The sequence below is a fragment of the Pedobacter psychrophilus genome, from assembly GCF_001652725.1.
Classification (GTDB): Bacteria; Bacteroidota; Bacteroidia; order Sphingobacteriales; family Sphingobacteriaceae; genus Pseudopedobacter; species Pseudopedobacter psychrophilus.
This window is the reverse complement of record NZ_LWHJ01000011.1, coordinates 521,091-545,741: the sequence shown is the minus strand read 5'-3', so window position 1 is coordinate 545,741 and position 24,651 is coordinate 521,091. Positions and strand designations below refer to the sequence as shown.

Annotated in this window: 17 protein-coding genes; 3 read left to right on the top strand and 14 right to left on the bottom strand. The window is 33.8% G+C overall.

Annotation, left to right across the window (positions count from 1 at the left end; all coding sequences use genetic code 11):
* Window positions 1-5: 5 nt before the first annotated feature.
* Both A5893_RS02950 and A5893_RS02945 read right to left on the bottom strand, forming a co-directional pair.
* Entirely contained in the window at window positions 6-3,380 is a 3,375-nt protein-coding gene (locus tag A5893_RS02950; RefSeq protein WP_157687389.1) for a SusC/RagA family TonB-linked outer membrane protein, read from the bottom strand.
* Window positions 3,381-3,563: 183 nt separating this feature from the next.
* A complete protein-coding gene (locus A5893_RS02945; protein ID WP_068821044.1) occupies window positions 3,564-4,640 on the bottom strand; it encodes a FecR family protein in 1,077 nt (358 codons plus the stop codon).
* A 597-nt stretch (window positions 4,641-5,237) separates the two neighbouring features.
* On the opposite strand from A5893_RS02945, the gene A5893_RS02940 reads away from it, so the two are divergent.
* On the top strand, window positions 5,238-6,881 hold the full coding sequence (locus A5893_RS02940; RefSeq protein WP_068821043.1) for a T9SS type A sorting domain-containing protein: 1,644 nt from the start codon (window positions 5,238-5,240) through the stop codon (window positions 6,879-6,881).
* A gap of 120 nt (window positions 6,882-7,001) precedes the next feature.
* A complete protein-coding gene (locus A5893_RS02935; protein ID WP_068821042.1) occupies window positions 7,002-8,036 on the top strand; it encodes a hypothetical protein in 1,035 nt (344 codons plus the stop codon).
* Between the two features lie 86 nt (window positions 8,037-8,122).
* On the opposite strand, the gene A5893_RS02930 is transcribed toward A5893_RS02935, so the two are convergent.
* Both A5893_RS02930 and A5893_RS02925 read right to left on the bottom strand, forming a co-directional pair.
* Window positions 8,123-9,319, bottom strand: a complete 1,197-nt coding sequence (locus A5893_RS02930) for a glycoside hydrolase family 88 protein (protein ID WP_082911285.1) — start codon at window positions 9,317-9,319, stop codon at window positions 8,123-8,125.
* 77 nt (window positions 9,320-9,396) lie between these two features.
* The gene (locus tag A5893_RS02925; RefSeq protein ID WP_068821041.1) at window positions 9,397-10,218 is read right to left on the bottom strand and encodes a xylose isomerase; all 822 of its coding nucleotides are present in this window, start codon (window positions 10,216-10,218) and stop codon (window positions 9,397-9,399) included.
* 201 nt (window positions 10,219-10,419) lie between these two features.
* Here A5893_RS02925 and A5893_RS02920 point away from each other — a divergent pair, with 201 nt between their 5' ends.
* A complete protein-coding gene (locus tag A5893_RS02920) occupies window positions 10,420-11,064 on the top strand; it encodes an HAD family hydrolase (RefSeq protein WP_068821040.1) in 645 nt (214 codons plus the stop codon).
* Window positions 11,065-11,075: 11 nt separating this feature from the next.
* Here the strand turns inward: A5893_RS02920 and A5893_RS02915 are convergent, their stop codons facing one another.
* From A5893_RS02915 to A5893_RS02870, 10 genes are all read right to left on the bottom strand, one after another.
* On the bottom strand, window positions 11,076-11,654 hold the full coding sequence (locus tag A5893_RS02915; protein WP_068821039.1) for a gluconate 2-dehydrogenase subunit 3 family protein: 579 nt from the start codon (window positions 11,652-11,654) through the stop codon (window positions 11,076-11,078).
* Complete coding sequence (locus A5893_RS02910) at window positions 11,651-12,868, bottom strand: MFS transporter (RefSeq protein WP_068821038.1); 1,218 nt, start codon at window positions 12,866-12,868, stop codon at window positions 11,651-11,653. The genes A5893_RS02915 and A5893_RS02910 overlap by 4 nt, the downstream gene beginning before the upstream one ends.
* A gap of 6 nt (window positions 12,869-12,874) precedes the next feature.
* A complete protein-coding gene (locus A5893_RS02905) occupies window positions 12,875-14,572 on the bottom strand; it encodes a GMC oxidoreductase (protein WP_068821037.1) in 1,698 nt (565 codons plus the stop codon).
* A 12-nt stretch (window positions 14,573-14,584) separates the two neighbouring features.
* Window positions 14,585-15,787 (bottom strand): Gfo/Idh/MocA family protein, encoded by a 1,203-nt coding sequence (locus tag A5893_RS02900; RefSeq protein WP_068821036.1) that lies wholly within the window; start codon window positions 15,785-15,787, stop codon window positions 14,585-14,587.
* Window positions 15,788-15,817: 30 nt separating this feature from the next.
* Entirely contained in the window at window positions 15,818-16,540 is a 723-nt protein-coding gene (locus A5893_RS02895) for a sugar phosphate isomerase/epimerase family protein (protein WP_094336697.1), read from the bottom strand.
* Between the two features lie 229 nt (window positions 16,541-16,769).
* The gene (locus A5893_RS02890; RefSeq protein ID WP_068821035.1) at window positions 16,770-17,606 is read right to left on the bottom strand and encodes a phytanoyl-CoA dioxygenase family protein; all 837 of its coding nucleotides are present in this window, start codon (window positions 17,604-17,606) and stop codon (window positions 16,770-16,772) included.
* Between the two features lie 178 nt (window positions 17,607-17,784).
* Window positions 17,785-19,701: a glycoside hydrolase gene (locus A5893_RS02885; protein ID WP_082911284.1), complete on the bottom strand. Its 1,917-nt coding sequence runs from the start codon at window positions 19,699-19,701 to the stop codon at window positions 17,785-17,787.
* A 40-nt stretch (window positions 19,702-19,741) separates the two neighbouring features.
* Window positions 19,742-21,199, bottom strand: coding sequence for a glycoside hydrolase family protein (locus tag A5893_RS02880; RefSeq protein WP_157687386.1), 1,458 nt, complete (start codon window positions 21,197-21,199; stop codon window positions 19,742-19,744).
* Window positions 21,200-21,266: 67 nt separating this feature from the next.
* Window positions 21,267-23,042 carry an endo-1,4-beta-xylanase gene (locus tag A5893_RS02875; protein WP_068821033.1) on the bottom strand — a complete coding sequence of 592 codons (1,776 nt, stop codon included), beginning with the start codon at window positions 23,040-23,042 and terminating at the stop codon, window positions 21,267-21,269.
* 68 nt (window positions 23,043-23,110) lie between these two features.
* On the bottom strand, window positions 23,111-24,115 hold the full coding sequence (locus tag A5893_RS02870; protein ID WP_068821032.1) for a hypothetical protein: 1,005 nt from the start codon (window positions 24,113-24,115) through the stop codon (window positions 23,111-23,113).
* Between the last annotated feature and the right edge of the window lie 536 nt (window positions 24,116-24,651).

The window sequence follows — 24,651 nt, the reverse complement described above, 5'->3', positions numbered from 1 at the left end:
TAAAATTAAAAATTAACTGTAAGACCACCATTTATTGTTCTAACTAATGGATATGGCTCTTCACTTGTATTATTGGATGGAAGGTTTTCAGGGTCTATCCCATCATAAACATTACTCCAGGTTATTAAGTTATTAGCATTAAAGAAAATGCGTAAGTTTTTCATCCCTACTTTTCCTAAAATTTTATTGGAAAAAGTATAGCCTATCTCCGCATTTTTTAATCTTAGATAAGATGCGTTTACTGTAAAGAAATCTGAGCCCTTATAATTGGGACTTCCAGTTACATTCCACCTGGGGAAAGAAATAGGCAAACCTGCTGCATATCTTTCAGGCGACCAGCTCTCAATCAAGTAGCTAGCAGTACCTGCAATTGGAGCACCTCCAAAACCAGGGCTTCTTTGATAATTGGTATAATTTAAACTTACATTACCCACCCCTTGAAATAATATTGATAAATCAAAACCTTTAAATGTAGTACCTAAAGAAATACCATAAGTAATTTCTGGAATGTTAGAATAACCAATTGGTACAGCATCATCATCGTTTATAAATCCGTCTCCATTTATATCCCTATATCTGATATCTCCAGGCTGAATTCTGTTATTTCCTTCATAAACGGGTCTGCTATCAGCATTAACTTCATCCCAAGTGTTAAATAAGCCATCGGTTAACAAGCCGTAATACTGACCAAAGCGTTGCCCTGTTCTATTTTGATATGAAAATGTTCTAGCAACTTCATCTTGAAAAAGGATTTTATTTCTGGCAAAACTTAAATTCCCTGAAACTCTGTAACCAAATTCACCTGCTTTATCAGTATATCCTAATTGTACCTCTAAACCTTCATTTCTCATTTTTCCTAAATTGGCAGCCGGCTGTATAAAACCAACTAAAGAAGGAAAGGTATTAGGTGTTGCTAATATATTATTACGAGTTTCTCTAAATAAATCTACAGTAAGGTTTATTTTTTCTTTAAACAAATAAGCCTCTAATCCAAGATTTGAAGATTTTTTCTCTTCCCAAGTTAAACTAGGATTTCCTGTTCTACCTTCTCTAATACCTGTAACACCGTTGTAATTGGTAAGTGCGTTTCCAAAATAATAATTATTATTTCCTGTGAAGGTGTATGATGTTGGGTTATAAAGAAAACGAGCCCCTCCAATGTCATCATTACCAGTAATACCATAGGTAGCCCTAATTTTCAAGAAAGATATGATATCATTTTTAGGGAAAAACGCTTCTTCAGTTGGCACCCAACCAATAGAACCTGAGGGGAAAAATCCAAAACGTTTGCCTATAATAAAGTTTTCGGTTCCGTTATAAGCACCATTGAACTCTGCTAAATATTTTTGTTTAAAATTATAGGTAACTCTACCAGCGATACTTTGTACGCCACTTGGGATTGCAAAAGCTAGAGCGGGATCAAATATTTTTTGCTGGTCGTATAAAATTAAACCAGTAACGTTATGTTTTCCAAAAGATCGGTTATAATTTATCCCGAATTGCCCAAAGGAACTACGAGTATTGGTACCTTGTTGGCGAAACGCAAAACTAGTCTCTGTACCATTAGGTATAAAAACAGGGCCAGTTGGACTTTTTACAGCCTGATATATTAGCTGGGTTCTTTGGTTTATGATATCCTGACTATTAAAAGTTTGGTGAGATAATTGCCCGTAAGTCCCTAATCCCTTAGTTATTGCATCTAGCTTATAATCAAATCTTAAAAGACCACTAAGGTTATTTCTATAATCTCTTCTTAAACCGCCAGCACCACCATCACCTAAAATAGCGGCTATTGGATTATTATCTCCAACAACTGGAGTAACAATTTTATCTCCAACAAAGCCAGGACCTGTTACAGGTGCTGCTCTTCCTATTTCACCAATAATACGGCTAGTGGTAAAATTAGAAAATGCTGATCTTCTATTTTCGGTTTGAGAAGATATGTTAACCGTAATCTTTAAATCTTTACTTACATCAAAATTAAAGTTAGACCTAAAATTATATCTCTTGTAGGTAGTGTTAGGGTCAAAATCTTTTGTGATAAATGAAAAATCTCTAAATAAACCCTCTTGATTAAATAAACCCGCAGAAATAAAATATTTTACTTTTTCTTGTCCACCACTGATATTTACATTATGCTGCGACTGACTAGATGCTTTCTTTAGCACTACGTCATACCAATTTGTGTTAGGAAAAAATATAGGATCCTCCCCTGACTCGAACTTTGCAATATCTTCGGGAGAATAAAGTGGCCCTAGGTTACTTCCTGATACAAAATTATCTAATGATCTTGCAATGTTAAAAGCCCTAGCATAATCTGCACTGTTTAAGCCGGCTCTTAAGGCAGTAAAACTGTTTGAAGCCAGATTGTAAGAGTAGCTTATTCTTGGTTTACCTAATTTACCTTGTTTAGTAGTAATAATAATTACACCATTTGCACCTCTAATTCCATAAACTGCAGTAGAAGATGCATCTTTTAATATAGTTAAACTTTCAATTTCATTTGGATCTATATTGTTGAAATTAGAATTTTCTACACCATCTACTAATACAAGCGGATCGGTATTTCCTGTAAATGTACCAACACCACGAATCCTTAATTTTGATTGGTCGTTTCCGGGCTCTCCACCTGCTTGTGAAGCAAAAAGACCAGGCAACCTACCTACTAAAGAATTACTGATGTTTGCTGCCGGAGATTGTACCAATTCTTTTGTAGTAATAGTTGAAATTGCACCCGTAGAAGTTATTTTTTTTGTTGTACCATAACCAATTACAACAACATCCTGTAAACTATTTATTGATGATTCTAATGTTAACTTAAAAGATTTCTGATTGCCTACTTTTGTTTCTTTAGCAATGAAACCTATACTGCTTATTAAAATAACAGCATTCTCGTCACTAACATTTAGCGTAAAAAAACCATCTAAATTTGTAGAAGTTGCATTTGTTTTGCCTTTTTCAGATATTGATACACCTGGCAATGGAAGACCATCACTATCATAAACATATCCTGAAATTGGAATAGCTTTTTTAGTATTGGATAAGTTTTTTTCGTCAGCAATTTCATTCCCACTAAAAAGGACTATTTGATTATTTATCACTTTAAAATCTACTTCATTTTTACTAAGATCTTCTGTTAAGAAATTACCAACAGTTTTACTCTTGATATTGTATGAAACTAGTTTTTTGGATAATAAAAAGTTATTACTATAGCTAAAATTAATATCTGTTTGTTTCTTAATTAATTCAATTACATTTTGTACCGTTACATTGGTAACATTAATGGTTATTTTCTTATCAAGAATATTTTGTGCTATACTGCTCTTGGCATAGGAAGAAAACAATAAACACCCTGAAAGAAAAATTTGTAGTGTTATCATTTTCATAAGAACATGAGCTGAGGAAACTACCTTTTGTTTACATTTCATCATTTTAATTGGTTTGGAAATTATATTCTTTTTTTTTATAGTTTAATTAAGTGCTTTATCAAAGTCATCAATTTAATCTATCCGCTTGGTTTGTAAAATTTTTTCATATTATTTGGTTTACGTATAATTGGTATCTTAACAGCCTTTGCCTTTGGCTATAATTCTGGTTTTATCAACACTAAATTTTAAACTAGTGGCAAGACCTATAATTTTTAATTTCTCAAATAAATCTGGAGTGCTTAAATCACCAGTAAATATGCATCCCTTCAATTGATCTTCACTTATTATGATTTCAATATCATAAACTGATTGTATTTCTTTTAGAATTAAAGATAATGAGGTGTTGTAATATTTAAAAGATGTAGCTTTAGTAGCAGAAAAATCCACAGAATCTACCTCATTAATTAAAGGCATTGGATGAGTTACTAAAGATTTAAAGAATTTTTTGTTAGGTTTATAAATAGCTCTTTGATTGGGTTTAACAGTTTCAATTAAAACTTCTTTGCTATTCAACTTCTCATCAAAATTTTTGTAAACCTGTACTTTTCCGCTCAAAACTTCTACTTCAATTTCATCACTATTTTTATTTGAAATGATTTTAAAAGTTGTACCTAGTACTTTAGTTACAATATCACCAGCATAAACTTTAAAAGGCTTTAATGGATTTTTGGCAATTTCAAAAAAAGCTTCACCTTTTAAACAAACTTCTCTATTTCTAGAAAAACTTTCTTTTGAATAGAATAAGGAGGCTTCAGGCTGTAAAGTTATAATGCTACCATCTGGTAAATTGATAATGCCAGATTCGCTGGTATTATTAGTTATCCTAAATGAACTGTTTGAAATAAATTGTTTCAAAAATGCATTAGAATAATTTTCCTCACTTAAGCTTATTAAAGTGATTGTAGTAAGGATAATAAAAAGTGCTGCAAATAACAGTGTCTTTCTATTATATGCGAATTTTCTGAAAAAAGAATTATTGTTTATTTCTGAATTCATAATTATCTCTTTCACTTTCTTTTTAGCCTCATCATTAGAAATATTGCATTCTTTCCAAACATTTTCAGCTTCAAAATCTATATCTAAACTTTTTTTAAGCTCCGTGTCATAAATACCAGTAGAAACCATGTCGAAGAATCTATCATTCTCTTGGCTAGAAGCTTTGCCAGCTAAATGAAGCTTAAGCAACCTATTAAAAATAATATTGCTAGACATTTTGATTTGATTCCGTTTATTAATTGGTTTAATGAGTCTATAACATTTATAAATCAATGAAGGAGTACGTCTTTTGAAATTAATATAATCCGTTTATCTAATTGGTTTAATGACTGTATAACATTTACAGAATAACGAAAGAGTACATTCTTTAAAATTAATTATTCGTTAATTATAATGGTTTTATAATTTTTTAACGGTTATTTAATAATTCATGATTACACTCCATACTGAATTTTAAAAGTTTATAAAGAATTTCGGTATAAATATGGTTTGATAGTATACATAATATTCGATTGAATGGCTACAAGTTTTTGATTATAAGAAAACCTAAAAGGCGTTATTTAATTTTCAAAAAAATATTTTCTCTTGTACTCCACCTAATAATCTAAACTGTAATTACTTGCAATCAAGGTTATTGAAATACAAACAATTAATTTTCTTTAAGTATAAAATTTACTTTAAACGCATTATTGATAATAGATTTAGAATAAGATCTAAAGAAAGGAGCTGTATGAAATAAACTAACAATTAGAAAATTAGAATCAAACACCAAGTAAAACCAATTAATTAAATTATTCATAAAACTTAAAAATCATGCTTATTAAAAAAATTTTTACATTCTTATTAGTTGCATTTGCAATATCAACTTCAGCAAATGCTCAAAACATTATTAGAACTGTTACTGATTTCGGAACTGTTAGCAAGCCCGAAAGCGTAGCAACTGATGCTAGTGGAAATCTTTACATTGTTGAAAGATTTGGGGCCAGAGTTAGAAAATATACTGTTGCTACAAAAACTGTTTCTACTATATTAACAGGATTAACATCTCCACGTGGAATAGCTTTTGATGAACTTGGAAACTTTTATCTTTCTGAACAACACAAAATCACAAAATACACATCAGCAGGTGTTTTAATAGGAATTGTTGCAGGTTCCGGAACAGCTGGGTATTCTGGAGATGGTGCAGCTGCAACAGCAGCACTCTTGAATGAACCTAACGGAATAGCTTATGACAAGGTTAATAAATACCTTTACATTGCAGAGCGCCCAAGTAGAATAATTAGAAAAATTGATTTTAGCGTAAGTCCTGCTATTATTAGCACTTTTGCTGGTAGCCAAGGACCTGAGGGGGATGCTAATCTAATTAATCCATTGAATGCAAGACTTACTTATTTTAAACAACCAGCTGCTCTTGCTGTTGATGCTGAAGGTAGTGTATATTGGTCTGGTTTACAAATGTATTCTGTATTCAAATCTAATACTGCAGGTGATGCAGTAGTTTATGTAGTAGGGCAAACTAGAAATAAGGCTAATAGTGGTGATGGATCAGCTGCGATATCAGCACAGATGGGAACTGTTGGTGCAGGTGGTTTAGCTTTTGATGCTAGTGGAAATTTGTATATATCAGATTCTTTTAATCATAGAGTTAGAAAAGTATTGCAAGCAACAACTGCTCCTATTACCCATAGTACTATTTCTAATTATGCTGGTTTCAATAATTTTGTAGAAGGTAGTACAACAATAGTTGGTGGCGCTGGTGAAGGTGCTGATCCGAATGTAACTACTGGTAATTCAACAATTATGAATGCCCCTTATGGTATAGCATTTAACCCTGCTAGTACTGTTATGTATATAGCAGAAAATGGAGGAACATATGCTATTAGGGCAGTTGGATCAGCAGCTGTACTTTCTACTACTCTTCCTTTAGATTTAATATCTTTTGATGCAAAAGCAGCAAATGAAACTTCAGTTTTAAATTGGACTTCAGAAAATGAGGTAAACTTTAAAGAGTTTATAATAGAAAGAAAAGGTGAGAATGATGCTAATTTCACAGCAATAGGCACTGTAGCTACCAAGAATTTAAAAACTACAACTTCTTATAATTTTATAGATGCCAATCCTTTAAAAGGAAATAATTATTATCAGTTAAAAATGGTGGATAATGACGGTACTTTTAAATTAAGTGAGGTGAAAGCAGTTAAATTTGCTTCTTTATCTTTAGCTCAATTAAGTATCTATCCAAATCCTGTACAAAATAGTCTTAATCTAAACCATGCAGAAGCTGGTGCAAATTCTTCTATTTTAATTTATGGTATTGATGGGAAATTATTCTCTAAGAATTCAGTTGTCAGAAATAGTACACAATCAACAATTGATACTACGCCTTTAAAAGCTGGTCAATATGTATTAGAATTTAATAATGGTGGAAATAAACAAGTCATCAAATTTGTAAAATAATTGGTTTAAAATTGGTTAGTTAGCTCTTAGTATTTAAGGGTTTAAAGGGTGGTGATTCTCAATTCATCACCCTTTTATTTTAAAGAAATTGTTTAAATATCAACTTAATAGGTAAAAACCATGAAAAAAAGAAGAAAATTTTATCCCGTATTTTTTATCTTAATTGTTTTAACTGTAGCTTGTAAAAAAAGCGATAAAATAAATCAAGATACAGCAGTACAAGAAGGTAAACAGGCAATTGTAAATGCAGTAACTACCGTACCAAAGGGAGCTACAACTTTGTTTTTTAAAAGTAGTTTTCAGGCAAATACTTCTATACAAGCCAGAGTAGGAACAAAATCTAAACTTATTGGAACGGATAATGGATATACTTGGAACGGAAACGTCACTAATGGTTTTGAAGGTATTCCTTATTTGTTTTCTCAATCAATTAATTTTAACGATACCAATACTGCAAATGGTTCGGCTGCAATATTAAATGATCCTACTGGGGGTACAAATACCACTAATAAAGTATTAAGATTTGAAATTGTTAATGCTGCTGAAAATGATGCTGGAAGTGTCGCTACAGGAGGAAAGAAAGGTAGAGTACAGTTAGATTGCCAAGTTAGTGGTACAAAGTTTAAGGAATACTATCAAGAGGTAAAACTTTTGGTTCCGGCAGGATTTAATGCCTTAGCAAATACTAACAATCCTTTTTATATGACCATGTTTGAGTATTTTGATGATTTAGATAACAATTATGCTCCAGATATTGGTTCTTTTAGAATAAGTATTAACTTAATAAAAGCAAATGGAGGATTGAGTTTTGCAGTACAGGGGCAAAATTGTGTAGTAGACAACACTTGGCGAACTGCTTACACGTACACAGCAACAAGCAAAATTCCTATAAACCAATGGTTTACAATTAAGCTATTTATAAAACAAGCAATAGGGTCAGATTTAAATGGAAATATTCAGCTCGCACTTAATGATAGTATTGTAATTAATTGCAACAATCAAATTAGTAGTGCATTACAAAGAAATAACGGATACGAGAGTATATATCCTCTAAAACTATACGCCTCTAAAACTGCCGTAGATGCTGTGAAAAACTCTGGAAATCAATTCAAAATCTATTGGGATGATTTTCTATTACAACTTACAAAAAGATAAAAAAGCAGTTTAAATTTTAAAAAAAAAGCGACGAATTAATTAAATTTAATTCGTCGCTTTTTTTCGTTATTCAATTTTAAATTAGTTTATAAAACTAGTTTCCCTGTCTTCATTAATTTATCATATCGTAATAAAGCTTCCAAATAATAGTAATCTGCATAAACCAAAGGAACATCCACTTCAGATTGATGGGGCTTGGAGCCAACGCTATGTTTTAAAAGGAAGTTGCCATTAGTTCCTATTTCTGCTTTATATTTAGGTGTTGTCAAACTACTTAACATAGTTGTTGCAGCATTAAAATATTGTTCCTTATGTTCTTTTGTATATTGACTCAATTCAAACAACGCTGATGATATTACCGCTCCTGCTGAGGCATCTCTCTCTGTATTTGGGATAGCTGGGTCATTAAAATCCCAATAAGGTATTTTATCTTCTGGGAGATTTGGATGATTTAAGATATACTGAGCAATATGTTCGGCTTGTTTTAGGTATTTTTTCTTTTTGGTTTCTCTGTACATTACGGTATAACCATACAAACCCCAACCTTGCCCGCGACTCCAGGCAGAATCATCTGCATAACCTTGGTGAGTTCCCTGCTTTAACACTTTACCATCTTCCCCATAACAAACCACATGGTAACTGCTATAATCTTTACGGAAATGATTTTTAATAGTTTTATCGGCATGAGAAATAGATATATCGTAGAATTTTTTACTACTTGATGCTTTTGCAGCCCATAACAAAAACTCCAGGTTCATCATATTATCTATGATAACGGGATAATCATAACCCTTCCATTCATCCCAAGATCTTATCACTCCGTAATCAGGATTAAAGCGACTAGCCAAAGAACTAGCCCCTGTAAGCATCACAGCTTTGTAGGAAGTATCATGAGTTAGACGATATGCATTCCCAAAAGTGCAATAAAGCATGAAACCTAAATCATGTGTTGAGGTATTGTTTTTTTCCTTTTCAACCGCCATTGTCCACTTGTCAGCCTCATTTCTCCATTTTGTATCTTTGGTATATTCAAATAAATACCAAAGAGATCCTCCAAAAAAACCGCTACACCACCAATCAGAAGGTCTATCCATTACTTTACCGTCACGGCTATATGATTGAGGAAATTTTGTGATGTCTGGATGAGTTTTTAATATCCCTTGATATTGTAATGCTGCATCATGAATTTCCTTGTCAACATCAATTTTTGTTTGAGCAAAAATTAGAGGGCTGATAAATATTAATGATACAATAAAAATGGGTTTTAAAAATAAAGTTTTCAAACTGTTTAATTTTAGGTGTAATTATATGTTTTTAGTATGTTTAATCAGGGACTTATTTGAGCTTAATACTCGATATATTAATTGTAAAGATGATATCTCTCTTTCAATAGATTCATCATATACACATTTATATCCCATTGATTGGCAATAGGCATTTTAGTAAACGGAATAGCAGGCATATATGGATAAGGCCCAAATTCTGGTGTTATGGTTAATAAATTTGAGTTTGAAGCTGCTCTGTTTTCAACAATTTTATCCCACCAATTTAAATGAGCTTCCAATTCACTTCCCCATTGTTTTGATCGTGGATCTGAAACCTGTGCAGATTGGGAATTTCCTACTCTTGCATGGATATGAACTGTTCTTTCAATGGCAATTTTCAAAGCTTTTTCTTGCTCTTCTAGTAAACTTTCAGACACATTGCACCAATGTGAAAAATCAGCAGTGATTTTAACTTCTGGATTTTGGTTTAGTAAATTCATTGTAATATGTGCCGCAAAAAGAGCTTTATTACGATGTGTTTCATGTGCTATTAATATATTATTATCATTTGAGAATATTGATGCCAAATCAAAAAGTTCCTTATTCTGTTGAGCGGTAAAATAATCCTTACCAGTTTGAGAATCTATCAGCAAAGGATTTAATTCTAAAATATTGTAGAGATGTTGTTCGAATTCAATTTTATTTACCTCTAAATTACTATCAAACGATTGATAGTATTGTCCAATAAATAATAATTCATATTTATCTAAAGCTGTTTTCATATCCTTCTTCTCCTCCTCTTCTAATGAGACAGGAGATTCTACCCCATGATAACCCTCTTGTTTAACTTTTAGGCAGAAATCATCCCATGAAAGTGATTCAGAACCCCATCTGGGACAAAAAAATTTTATTAGCATAAGTATATTTTCAATATTTAATCTCTATTATATTAATCGTTTAACTAAATTTTAGAGTATATAATGCCTCTTTAGAAAATCAAATCGAATTAGTTTCTTTACAATACAAATCTGAATAGTTAAAGGAGTACAAAATGTCATAATATAAACTACTCCCATTTACATATCCAATGGTATTGAGTTCATATAAATGGCAGTTAAATGAATATTTTACAAACAATTAGAAAATTCAAAGCAGTAATTTTTGATATGGATGGAACCTTAGTAGATAACATTCCATTTCACAAAAAAGCATGGCTTCAGTTTTTACATGCTTATCAAATATCAATTCCAGAGGCTGAATTTGATGCCCAAAACCATGGTACTGGGCCAGAGATGGTAAAAAAGTTTTTTGGAAATCACTTATCAAATCGAGAATTAAATGATTTATGGAAGGTTAAAGAGGAGACTTACAGAGAATTATATACTAGAAAGCTCAAGCCTATCAATGGTTTAAATTCATTTCTAAAATCGTTAAAAAAAGAAAATATTAGAATTGCCTTGGCTACTATGGGAACTAAAGAGAACATAGATCTAGTCTTAGATGGTTTAGACATCAGAGACTATTTTGAGGTAATTGTTGCAGGGGACGAAGTTTCTAAAGGTAAACCTCATCCAGAAGTCTATAGTAAAGCGGCAGAAATGCTTGATTTAAAAACCATGCATTGTATTGCTATTGAGGATTCTATGTCTGGAATTAGATCTGCTGCAGCTGCTGGAATGGAGGTAATAGCCATTACAACCTCGTCAAGCGAAAATTACTTTAAAAATATTGGCTTGAGGTACATTATTAAAGATTTCTTATAATTTGAGGCACATTAACTAGTGGCCCAAGCCTTATCACCTTTTTTGTAATCTATACACCCATTATATCTTCCAGGTACGGCTTCATAACGCCTTGCTTCGGTAATACCAATTTCTGATGTAAAATAACCATGGATGGTTAAATCTTTAAATAACTGAAAGTAATGGATGGGAATAATGGCAATTGATTTTTCTATACTATCCTTTTTTTCTTTTTCTGCTTGTGATTGCATCTCCATAAAAAGTTCTTTCTTTTGTATAGGTTTTAAATCCATAAAATCAGTACTGAATTTTTCTCTTGCTGCATCCTCTATTGTTGTGAGCCCTACTAAAAAGATTTGTCTTTCTTTTTTTGTTAGGCATTCATCTGCCATCAATTTCATATATGTACCAATCTTGGCGGCCTTTGCCCCCTCACATTCTTTAGTTTTGGGTATAATAGTCTCCCCTATCTCATCTAATAAGAGAACATCATCATCAGAAAGCCAAATCCTCACTTCTGATGAATTACAACCTACCAATAAGCCAGAGGAGAACATGATAGCTCCACCTGTAAAAATCGCTAAATTTTTTATTGCTTCTCTTCTCTTCATAATCTAATCTCCTTAACTATCGTATCCTTTTCAGCCTTAAAAAAAGTTACGAATAGAACCAAAACCACAATTGTAATTGCTGCTGGCACAATCCAGATTTTATCCCAAAGATGTGTAGTTACATTTATCGTATTTTGATTTGATACAAAACCAGACAAAATACTTCCTACCCACATACCTATTCCATAAGTTGCCATAGTTATCATGGCCTGTGCAGCGTTTCTGTTTTCAGGTCTTGCCTTAGCGTCTGTATACATCTGTCCAGCAACAAAAAAGAAATCATAACATAAACCATGTAATAGTATTGAAGCAATCAACATCCAACTGTTTGCCGCCGCATCTCCAAAACTAAAAAGTGCAAACCGAATGATCCATGCCAACATACCTGCAACTATCATCCACTTTATCCCCCATTTTCTCAAGAAGAATGGTATCGCAATGATGAATAATGCCTCCGAGAATTGCCCCATTGTCATTTTACTAGCTGCATCACTTACACCAATCTCATTCAAAAATTGGTTAGTTAAACTATAATAGAAAGATAGGGGAATGGCAATAAATGCTGACGCAATAAAAAAAACAGTAAAAGACCTGCTTTTAAACAGACTGAATGCACTAGATTTTATAAGTGGTGATGTTTTATTTATATTTTCTCTAGCATTAAGCTCAGCATTTGGTAAGAATATGCTCCATATTGCTAAGATTATCGAGGCTACGCCAGCAATTGTAAAAGTTGAAACTAAAGATAACTTGCTACCTAAAAATTGATCAATGCTGATGCCCGCAATTATCCAACCTATGGTCCCAAATACACGGATACCCGGAAATAATTTTTCATTGCCTTTCAATTGCGCAAAAGTTAAACTACCTGATAAAGCAAGGGTGGGGGCATATAGCAAGGCATACAATAATAAAACCCAATTAAAGGTATTGCTGTCGCTTATTTTTGACATATATATCAATACACCTCCCCCTAATAAATGAAGGATAGTGAACATTTTTTTTGGCGAGATGAACTTATCTGCGATAACACCTATCAACAAAGGTGAAATAATTGTGGCAATGGCCATCATGCCATAGGCTGCCCCAATTTGCAAGCCTGTTGCCTTGAGTACGGTAGAAAGATAGGTACCCATAGTGACATACCACATTCCCCAGATAAAAAACTCAAGAAACATCATTACGGAAAATTGTGTTCTAATTAAACCCTTCATAATTTATTATAGGTTGTTCTTTTTAAGTTGTTCAACAGCAAAATTTGCTGCTCTGGCTGTTAATGCCATGTATGTTAAAGAAGGGTTTTGACAGGATCCGGAAGTCATACAGGCACCATCAGTTACAAAAACATTCTCTGCACCCCAAACCTGATTGTTTTTATTAAGGACTGATGTTTTAGAAGAAAGTCCCATTCTGGCGGTACCCATTTCATGTATTCCTAAGCCCATTGCGTCTTTAGTGTCAAGTGTTTTTATATTTTTAAAGCCTGCTTTGTCTAACATTTCAGCCCCACTTTTAAGAATATCCATCATCATGTTGTTCTCATTATCACCAAACGCTGCATCAATTTCCAATAATGGTATTCCCCATCTATCTACTTTATCCTTACTTAAACTAATCTTATTTTGATGCGAAGGCAGACATTCACCCATACTTACTAAAGCCATTTTCCATAAACCAGGTTCTGATAAAGTGTTTTTTAGATCAGAACCTATATTAACGCCTTCGGCTTTATTTATTTCTCTAAAACCATTGCAGGCGTAAGCGTAGCCACGTAAAAAGTCAGTCTGTTTATCATTCCCGAAATTCCTGAATCTCGCTAAATAGCTTCCGGTTGGTTTACGCCCTGCATAATATTGGTCTTCATAGCCATCATATTCACCAGTTATCCGTCCGTTATAATTATGGTCCATCAAGTTATGACCCAATTCATTACTATCATTACCCATTCCATTGGGAAAACGAGAAGAAGTAGAATTTAATAATAATAAAGTAGAGTTAAGTGTAGAGCCATTAATAAAAATCACCTTTGCGAAATACTCTGTAGCTTCATTGGTAAGTGCATCTATCACTCTGACTCCTTTTGCTTTCTGTTTACTCTCATCATAAATTACAGAATGAACTACTGCATGGGTAATCATACTTAGATTGCCGGTTCTTTCGGCGGCGGGTATAGTTGTAGAGTTACTGCTAAAATACCCTCCGAAAGGGCATCCCCTAAAACAAAGATTTCTATATTGGCATGGGCCTCTTCCAGACAAAGCTTGTGAAAGGTTTGCTGTCCTTGAAATTACCAAATGTCTATCTTTATAGCTACTAGCTAAGCTTTTTTGCAGATGAGTTTCTATACAATTCATATCCATTGGCGGAAGAAATTCTCCATCTGGAATTTGGGGAAGCCCGTCTCTGTTGCCACTGATCCCAGCAAATTGTTCCACATAACTGTACCAAGGCGCCAAATCATTATATCTAATTGGCCAATCCACTGCAATTCCTTCCTTGGCATTTGCTTCGAAATCTATTACCCCCCAGCGTTGTGTCCACCTTGCCCAAGTCAGAGATTTTCCGCCAACTTGGTATCCTTTAATCCAGTTAAATGGTCTTTTTTGAACATAAGGATGATAGTTATCTTTAGCGAAAAAATGAGCGGTTGATTCTTCATAGGCATAACACTTACTTAAGATAGGATTCTCTTCCCTGTCCTTTAATGGTAAAATATTCCTATGCTTAAATTCCCAAGGATTAAGATTGGCAGTTGGGTAATCCTTGATATGTTCCACCATCCGTCCCCGCTCGATCACCAAGGTCTTTAAACCTTTCTCACACAATTCTTTTGCTGCCCATCCCCCGGTAATTCCAGAGCCAATTACAATTGCATCATAGGTATTAGAATCAATCCCTCCACTATTTATGTTAGCCATATATCATTTGAATTATAATTTCTCGGGCTTAAATATTTTTTGTACCACTTCTCCTGTATTTTTGTGTTTCAGGATCCTTTTCAAGTCTTCATTGGGCATCAGCTCTTCTTTAATCAGGAAATAATCTTCATCAAATGATATGAGTTGCTGTTTCTTATCCGAAACTTCCTCTCCTCTCCAATCTTCCAAAACAACAGGCTCCCATTTTTTGGTTTTGGCGGAGAGGTAGGCTGCATCTAAAATGGCATTTACCACATAACCATCGTAAAAAGTTTCCAAGGCATCTCTTCCCTCCTCAATGGCCGAGAACATATCCGTAAACATATTTGGATAGCCCAATTCATGAGCTTCATCTCCGACAGGAAATAACCAACCTTGGCTTATTTCTGCTTTTTCAGCTATATAATTATCACCTTTCCCGGTGCTAAATATTTCAAAACCTGTTCTAAGAAAGCTGTTTAACCAAATTGAACCTTCTGTTCCTACCACTTCATCCCTTAAATCCATTCCTCCTCTAAATGTCCAGCTTACTTCAAATTGACCGATGGCTCCATTCTCGTATTTCACTAAGCCAATGGCGTGATCCTCTGCTTCAATGGGATGGACCTGAGTATCTGCCCAGCACATTACTTCTAAGGGTTTTACATTTTTTCCGATGAAATTTCTTCCGATTTCTACACAGTGGCAACCTAGATCTATAATTGCCCCCCCTCCTGATTTTTCTTTATTCCAGAACCAATCGCTGTGGGGACCTGGGTGTGCTTCTCTGGATTTTGTCCATAAAACTTTACCGATATTCCCATTTTGGATGGCATCAACCGATTTTAAGAACTTTGGTGTATAGCACAAATCCTCCAAATAGCCTCCGAAAATCCCAGCTTTCTCTACCATGTCAAGCATCCGCTTTGCTTCTGCTGCGGTACGGCCTAAAGGTTTGGTACATAACACATGCTTTTTCGCATCAGCGCATTTTGCTACCGCCATCTCATGTAAATCATTTGGTAGGGATATTAATACCACATCCACATCGGGATGGGTGATGGCTTCATCTATATCGCTGGTGAAATGTGACAATTGATAATCATCGGCAAAACGTTTGGCATTCTCGATATCCCTTGAATATACTGTCAATATATAATCTTTACGGCGCTGGGCATGTAAAGAGGTAGCGTAAAACCTGGCAATAAAACCAGAACCTAAAATTGCTATTCGCATGATTTAATTTTATTTATAGTGATGACTTTTCTACCAGCCAAAAGTGTTCTTAACAAATACTCTACTCATTTTCCAATCTTCTTTTAGAGGATTCACTGGTTGATAATCTTTAGGGAAAGCAAGCTCTACAGCCACATTATTGCCTTTAAAAGGAATCGCTTTTAATGCATTGGCTATAGCTTTAAAATCGGTTGCTCCCTGACCTAGATATTCTGTCCATGTTCCATCTTTATATTGGTCCCTGATGTGTAGATAAACAATATTATTTCCGTATTTATTTATGAAATCAATTGGGTCTACACCAGCTCTTATTAGCCAGTTTAAATCTGGACCCAGGTTAATATCTGGTATTCTTGCTAGTGTGCCTTTTAGGTCATGCATCCCCTTTTCTACCTCATAGGTGTGATTATGGAGGTTGGGTTGAATACCTTCTTCCTTACATAGCGCTAGTATTTTCTTAAGAACGTCGGCTTGTGCATCAAGCTCGGCCTCGGTTTTTAAATGGTCAGCATCACCAACGGATATCCCAAAGGTTTTACCTTTTACCTGTGCTAACCTAGTCAATGATCTTGTGACATCTTTAATGATAAAATCATGTTGATTTTTATCCCACATTTTTGGGCCTACTCCGTATGATGTTCCAGAGACTGGAAGATTATATTTATCAATTAAACCTTTGATATTTTTTACTGAATCATCATGTGTAAGGTTGATATCCATCAACTCAATGCCATCCATTCCAGCAGCACTCATATCTGAAAAGCTTTTTCCAAATCTGGAGTACTATCCCAATTGGGAGGATATTTACTAGCGTAAATCCACAAATGACCATTCACTTTGACCGTTGATTTTCCAAGATTTTTAGATGATGCACAGGAGCTCAGGAAATTTGGAACTAGAATTGATCCAGCCAAGAGCAACCCGCTATTTTTTACAAATGTTCTTCTTGAAGAATTAGATTTTTCCATATCGATTTAATAATTTAGCCTTCCCAACCTGTTGATTTCAAAGCCGGGTCGTTTTCCTTTTTCAAGAAGTCTGCGTCTACTGTGGGTTTTGCTTCCCAATTCAAAATGGCGTCATTTGGCACAACCTCTACGGGCGTTTTCCATGATGTTGATGTTTCATTATAAGCCAGATTAGATTGTGAGCAATAGCAAGATATAATAGACCATCTTGGATGGTCTGAAAGGTTTGCCTCAGAACGGTGCAATAAATTACTGTGAAAAATCAATGCATCTCCAGCTTCTAATTCTGAATAAACAAGCTCCATGGATTTTAACGCGTTTTCTACCATCACCATATCTGCACCTACCTGTTCGCCAGCAAAACCATGGTTTACCCTTCCCAATTTATGTGAACCTTTAATCACTTGTAAACAACCGTTGGCTTTGTTAGCTGGGGTTAAGGCCACCATCACGCTAATCAGCTGGTCCGGAAACATAAACTGGTTCTTGTACCAATACCCGTAATCTTGATGCCACTCCCAGGCGCCGCCGACTTTTGGTTCTTTCTGCATCAACTTTGAATGGAAATGGCATACCGGGGCATCGCTGTTCAATAATTCAGCTGCTGTCTCTACAACTTTCTTACTACGTGTAAGGTAGCCGAAAACGTCATTACCTGGTTTAAACCATAAGGATAATTTTGTTTTTTTGCCAGTTTGATCATTAAGATCAAGGGCGTTTTTGATCAGATTACGATCTTCAATTGCTGTATTAAGTAGCTTTTTGGTCTCTTCTGTACTACAAAAGTTCTTAACCACAATAAAACCGTCACGATGAAAATCATCAACTTGTTGTGCAGATAATATAGGCATGATTTGAAATTATATGTTTATAAAAGTGGAATAGAATTAGAAATCTCTTCCTTTATTCTCATACATTACAAATGAATTTTAGATATAGAGTACATCCAAAATTCATTTTTTATCGACCTATATTAATTTAAGCGTCAAAGAAATTATGCCTTTAGAAAAATTAATAGTAACTTTTCAATTATAGATTTTCAATAGTAATAAAACTCCTTGATTTTATTGTTTTCCCTTCAACTTCCACATCATCGTTACCAAAATTAACTACCACTTTTTTGCCAGAAGAAAACACACTTTCTTGTATTTGATGGTCAGGTGTTACAAAACGATGAGATAGCAATTCATCATATCCAATTTTTTGCAACCAAGGGCTGATGTTTTGATAGCTTTGAATAAAAGTTTTTTTATAATCGTCCCAAGTTTCTTTATTGAGGCTCCATAATGGGGCGGTTCCATATAAAATATTAAACAAATCTTTCTTCCACCAAATGGCAGGCATGTGATGATTTCCATCTTCCCAACGCCATGAAGTAATAACAGCATCGTGATAAACCAATTCATAAAGCGGGACTCTTGTATATTCATTTATAGAATATTTCAAATAATTATCTGGTGCAACGCTGCTCCTGTTCATAATAGAAGGATTTGGATTACTTTTCCAATCGCCAGACCAATAAATACTTCCTTTTTCATCAATTTCTTTACCCCACCATGTACGTTGAAGAGTCATCATACCGTGTGCATAAATACTGTTTGAGCCTGTATAATCTGCTCCCCACTCGCCTCCTGTGTATAAACCATATTTATTTTCTATCAGCTGAAGGTTTTTTATTACCTGCTCGGCAAATTGCTTTCGGGTAAGCGGATGTTCTGGAGCGTAACATTCGAAAAGCCCATTAGCTTGATAAACGTCCAAAAAATAAGTTTCATGAGGATATTCCTTTAACTCCCTATCCATTCTCAGCTTCATATATGGCTGAACGGTTGCTGGACAAATGGTATGCCCGTATTGATTGAAATATGTTTTACCATCTATATTGATAGCAGCTAATTTATTAAACAAACCGGGAAATGCTGTCCTCTCAAATCGCATTGGCCCTTTATCATCTACATTGTAATTAAGTGTATCCCTAAAATGTAAATCCGTGTAAATATCATAGGCACCGGTTGAGTAATCCAATTCTTTCAACATTTTGTCATATCCTATTGGAGGATAAGGAACATGGTTAGCATCCCATAAAAATAATGCTTTATCAATGCCCGATTGTTTGAGTTCTTTAGCAAAATCAATGGTTCTGGCAGCATCCCAAACATATAAATTTACAGCCCCAATCAATTTTGAAATCGCAGGAAATTGCTTTTCCTTTTCTTTCAGTGTAATCACATTGTTCTGTTTCCAGATGTATTTCCTATATGCTTTACATTGCGCTACATAACCCCCTTCATTAAAGAAATGATAGGTAACTTTTCTGTTATAACCGAATTTGCCCATAGAAGGTTGCCAAACTGGCTCAAAAGAAATTAATCCATTAGTCCTTTTTGTTATAAATTTAGCATCATAAGGAGTTTCAATTATGGCCATGTAACCAGTTTTAAAATCCTTATCTGTTATCCCAATCCAAGACATTGCTGTTCCGCCTCCGCAGTAATACATATTACCGTTTATCATGGGATATTGCGTATCATCAACGGGCAGTAACAAACCTTCTGTATCTGTACAAAGTAGGTAATGATTGTTATTGGGTGCTTGAAAAGCAGATGGAAAAGTAAAATCCTCAATTGCTGAATTTTTATCAGCAATGATTTCTAGCTGTACAGTAGCATCTTGTGCGATAGTAAGTAACACTTTAAATTTTAGCTTTCCCGAAAAATTGAGAATAAGATTATCTTTATTTTGAGTAGTATTAACCAAACTTGCACCATTGGCAGGTAAATCTTGCTTCCAAACTTTGCTACATCTTTTATCTAAAACGCTAAATTTTACCGTTTGGTCATCAAAACTAAGTTCTATATTATGGTTAGACAATGTCCAAACTTTAGCGAAACTAGGTACATAAGTAACTAAAAATAATAAGCAGGTTAGCAGAAATTTTTGTCTCATTCTATTTAATAAATAATTGATAATTTAAAATCTTAATATTCTATTTAAGCCCTTTTAAATCAGAATCCACATGTATTTTTCCAGAACCTTCCTCAACTTTTGCTTTAAAACCTTCCCCAGTTTCCATGCTTCCACTCGTTTTCAAATAAATATCGTCCCCTATACGTTTGTTTCGAATAAGCATAGATTCCCCGTTGTTTTGAAAGACGCAATTGGTAAAACTAATATGAGTTTTGGGGTAGGAATCAAAATCTTTCGCTTGTTTAAATTCGATTCCGTTATTATTTAAATAAGAGTTTCTTATAGATAATAAATCACAGGGAGAAGAAATAGAAATCAATGGTTTTTGATAATTGTTTAAAACAGAAATGTTCTCTAAAGCTATTCCACTTTGTACAGGAACAGGGGCTCCCCTAAAATAAGAATGAGCATAATCAATATCATAACACATAATTTGAAATGGTACACGTTGACTTTCTAAAAATATATCTCTGAAAACCACGTTTTTGACCACTGCGGTATGAAAAGTATCCGCTTGATGCATCCACCATTTAATTCCATCTATTACTTTGAATCCTTCTTTGAAAGTAGGTTTTGTTATAGACTTATGATATTTTCCGTCCACTTCTGCAATAACCCTATAAATTCTTCCGTCAGAAACTACAGCGTCACTATGTCTAACTTCAATGCCTGGTTTCCAATCTACCCAAGCAGATGCCACTATTTTTGCAAATGCGCCTTCTAATATACTGGCTTTTAAATCATAACAATTTTCAATTACACCGCCTTCAATATCGCCAAATTCAGGATTCCCAGTTACCCAATCTCCTGCTGCTAAAGCAATTGCATCGTCTGCAGTTTCGAAGATACAATTACTTATTTTAAATCTTTTACCTGCACCAAGGTGTATTCCATCTTTCTTTCCTTTAATGATAACATCATTTATCAAAAGATTCTCAAAAGTGCATATCTGTAAACAAAATTGTGCTTTTCCCAAATCCAAACACCTAAATCTTTCTATTTTCAAATCTTTCACATAAAAAAAACCAAGCTGACCTCTTAAACCGAAAACATCATGCATCCAATTCTCTACACCGTTTACCATCAGGTTCATTCCTATAATAGAGATGTGTTTATTGTAGGTTTTGGTCAGTGCTCCTTTATTTAATATTACTTGGCAGAAAATTCCATTTTCTGCCACTTTTTTAATGACAACGCCATCTCCAAAAATTAATGAAGTGCTGTCTCCAATGTAAACTGTCCCAGCCAATTTATAAGTTCCAGGCTTTCCAACTAAAATGGTTCCTCCTTTATCTACTGCAGCTTGTAAAGCTTTAGTATTGTTAACACCACTTTCATTTTCAGAAAAACCAAAATCTGTCGCATTTTTAAAAGCTTCGTTAGTTTGCGCTAAGCCATTTTGAATAAAAAAAACACTTAGTATGATTAAAAATTTTAAACTTTTAAAGTTTGAAAAAACATTGGTGAATTTCAGCATGATTTTTTGGTTGAAGCACTTGATAAATATTTTCATTTTTTCAAAAGCTATTAATTTAGAGAAATTATTATGGTATAGCTACATTAACACTTAGGTCCTTAGAAGTTAATACCGCCTTATTAGTAACTTCTTTTCCATTATATTTTACTGTAATATCATAGCTTCCATTAAAACCTCTGGTTTTAAAAACACCTGCTTTATCGGTAGTTCCAGAAACATTGGTATTCCAGGTTTTGTTGACTAATTGGGTAAACACTTTTCCATTAGCTCTTAAATTCCAGTCTTTATCCCATAATGCAGCAACCGGAAACCAATGCATTCCTTCCCAAAAACCCCATTGTACAAAACCAATAGTTAAGGGCTGGCTAAAAACTGCCTTCATAAAATCGCCCATATATTTAGCTTTAAATTCGTCATCGTTACTGTTAATGTCGAATTCACTGATTTGAATAGGCAAACCTAATTGAGAAAAGTATTCCAATCTTTCTATTACCTCAGGTATTCCTGGAGGTGTACCACCAATATGTCCTTGCTCTCCAACGGCATCAATTGGTGCATGATTTGCTAAAAGATATTTTACATTATCGTAAAATTTTTCACTTGCAGAATTTGGCCCTTTACCATGAAACATGGTATAATCATTCAAAAATAATTTAGCCCCAGTATTCCCTTTTGCGGCCCTTTTAAACCATTCTACCATTTCATAACGGCCTAAAAGGTTAAGAAAATCATGGTGTGCATAGGGTTCATTCACCACATCCCATTCTGCAAATTGATTCTTCATTTCGGCGGTTTCATCATCAATCAAATTAAATATGCTTCTTTTTAAACCAGCAGTATCATTTTTAAATGCTTTTAAATGAGCAGAGTGTTCCCAAGATGGCCAAACCATCACATGCCCCCTTACCGGAATTTGATGCTTTTTAAGCCACAATAAACCCTCTTTTGTTTGTTCATGATTATTTGATACCCAATTTGGTCCCTTCATCTCGTTTTCAAAAACAACTTGATTAAAGTATTTTAATAGGGTATCTCTATAAATTTTAGAATTTCTATTTACCGTATCTAACAGCGTTTTTGAATTGGTGGCGGTTCCCCAGTTATAAGCAATACGTTTCATTTTAACCTCTACCTCTGCACCAGAAACGAGCTTTCCATTATTATCCAAAACAGTTATCGCCAAATCACCTTTCCTGTATTTATCTATCCGTTCATCTGCGTCCTTTCTCCATTTCGCGTCAACTTCATCTCCATCATATTTAATAACAGAACGTGGTAAGTTATTTAAGCTAACATTTGGCCCATAATTGATGAATTTAAGTTGGCTGATTTGAAATTTTTCTGGGTACGAATCAAATTTCATCACAAAAAGAACATCCTCTGCTTTAGCATCCTTTTCCATAATAAAAGGAATATTGGTTTCAGTCCATTCTTTTCCAAAAGAAACGCCCCTTTCCAAATGTGAAGGCCAAACATAATTGTGGTTCTTGAGTTGGTCAAACCGCACTTCTATAAAAGATTCTCCGGTCTCTCTTTTACTTTCGATATTTTTTGTCTTAAACGAGATTAAAAGCACATCACCTTTTTTAAAATTTGTATTGATTTTTGCATTTAAACCCATTCCAATCTTTGAATTATTGAAGGTGTTTATTTCTAATGCTTGATTAAATGATTGCCCAGAAACTGCTACTTTTTTTACAATACCATCAGCATCATCAAAACCAAAAGGCTTTAGTGAAAAAATTCCATCAGATAATAATGCCTCTCCTCCTACAATTTGTGCATAAGCAGAATTGAGGAAGAAAATCGACAATACAATCGTCCATTTTAATACTTTTTTCATATAGTTATCTAGCTTAAAAATTCCTATGATTTATAATTGAATGTTATATTGATACGATGATCAACATCTTATTTTATTCTCCACAGTTTAAAATCGTCCCAATAAATTTGAAGTGTTTTGTTTTGATCTTTGATAAATTGCACCAACTCTTTTGAAGTGTATAATTTTAGCGGGCTATATCCAGTAACGCCATTTGGAGCTGGGTCGTAAGTGTTATGCGTAAAGCCAGTAACATCAAAAATGACCTGTTTTTTTTCTCCATCAGGAGTTATGGTCATGTAAAATCTGCCTGTTTTATCATCTCCTTCTTTAAAATAATAATCCATGATAAACCATTTGCCAATAGGTACGGCAACTTTAGAATGGTTGTTATCATTCCAAACTTCTTTTTGCCCGGCATCTTCTGCGTTTAAAATAAAATGTAGTTTACTCTCTGCAGCTGTTGGTTTCCCAATCCCTAAAGTTACTCTAAAGCCATATTTTTCGGTGGCTACCCACCATTCGTTGTTCCAAAATTCTGATATGGTAAGCCATGTAATTGGGTCTGGATATTTTTCTAACGCTTTAAAATCATCATTTAAAAAAACTCTGACAGATTGATGGAATTCTCTAAAACCCGATTTAATTCCATAAACATCTGCCTGAATACGAGCTTTCTTCTGATTTTCAGTAGCTAGCCACCAATCATTTAGCCAAAATTGTAAAACATGGTTTTTTGGATTATTAGGCTCAGGAATTATTTTGACGTATCTTTTTGTAGAATCTCCTCCTGTATACTCTATCATGAATTCTCCCGCTTTGGGATTTTCATCAAAATCTTTTACCCAATCATTATGACCTGCCAAAGTATTATCAACTCCTATAATATCATCAGTATCATAGCTGTGAGAATCCGACCCAGGTTTGTTTCTGGTCCTAGGAACTAACTTAGAAGTTCCCTCAAAACCAGTTTGAAAAATAAGTTCTCCTCCCGTGAATAAATTATTTGCATTTAGCTTTTCTTCTTTTTTAACAGCGCAAGAGGTTATTATTAATATTGAAAAAATTAATAATAATAAAGAATTTCTCTTCATATTACTTTTTGTTTTGTCATTTTTTTAAATTAAAAATCTAGATTAGCTTTACTCTATTTCCTGCTCTAGCCTTTATAATTGCATGTTTTAAATTTGTAAAAGCCCTTTGGATAGAATGACTATCATATTAAGGATTTCATAAGTTTGATACATAATAAGTTTTAGCTACTGCTTGAGTTGCTATTTTTAAATCTCCATCAAGATGTAATTAGAGGATGTTAATTCTTTATGAAAAATTCTTTCATCTTTTAAATTACTTATAATTGATGATTAATGACTATTTGTAATCAGTCATTAAACATAAATAACAGTTGAATTGTAGATATGGAGTACTTATAGAATTTGAAATTAAACGAGTAGCTTCAACTCAATATGAAAAGCAATTGTTTTAAAAGAAATTACATGTAAATATTAAAAGTGAAAACATGTTTTTATCTTCAAATTAAATATCCAATTTCCTTAATATTTGATAAGTAACTACTCTTTTTAAACTACTCGATTGTTACTTAACAAAATGTCTAAGATTATTTAATCAA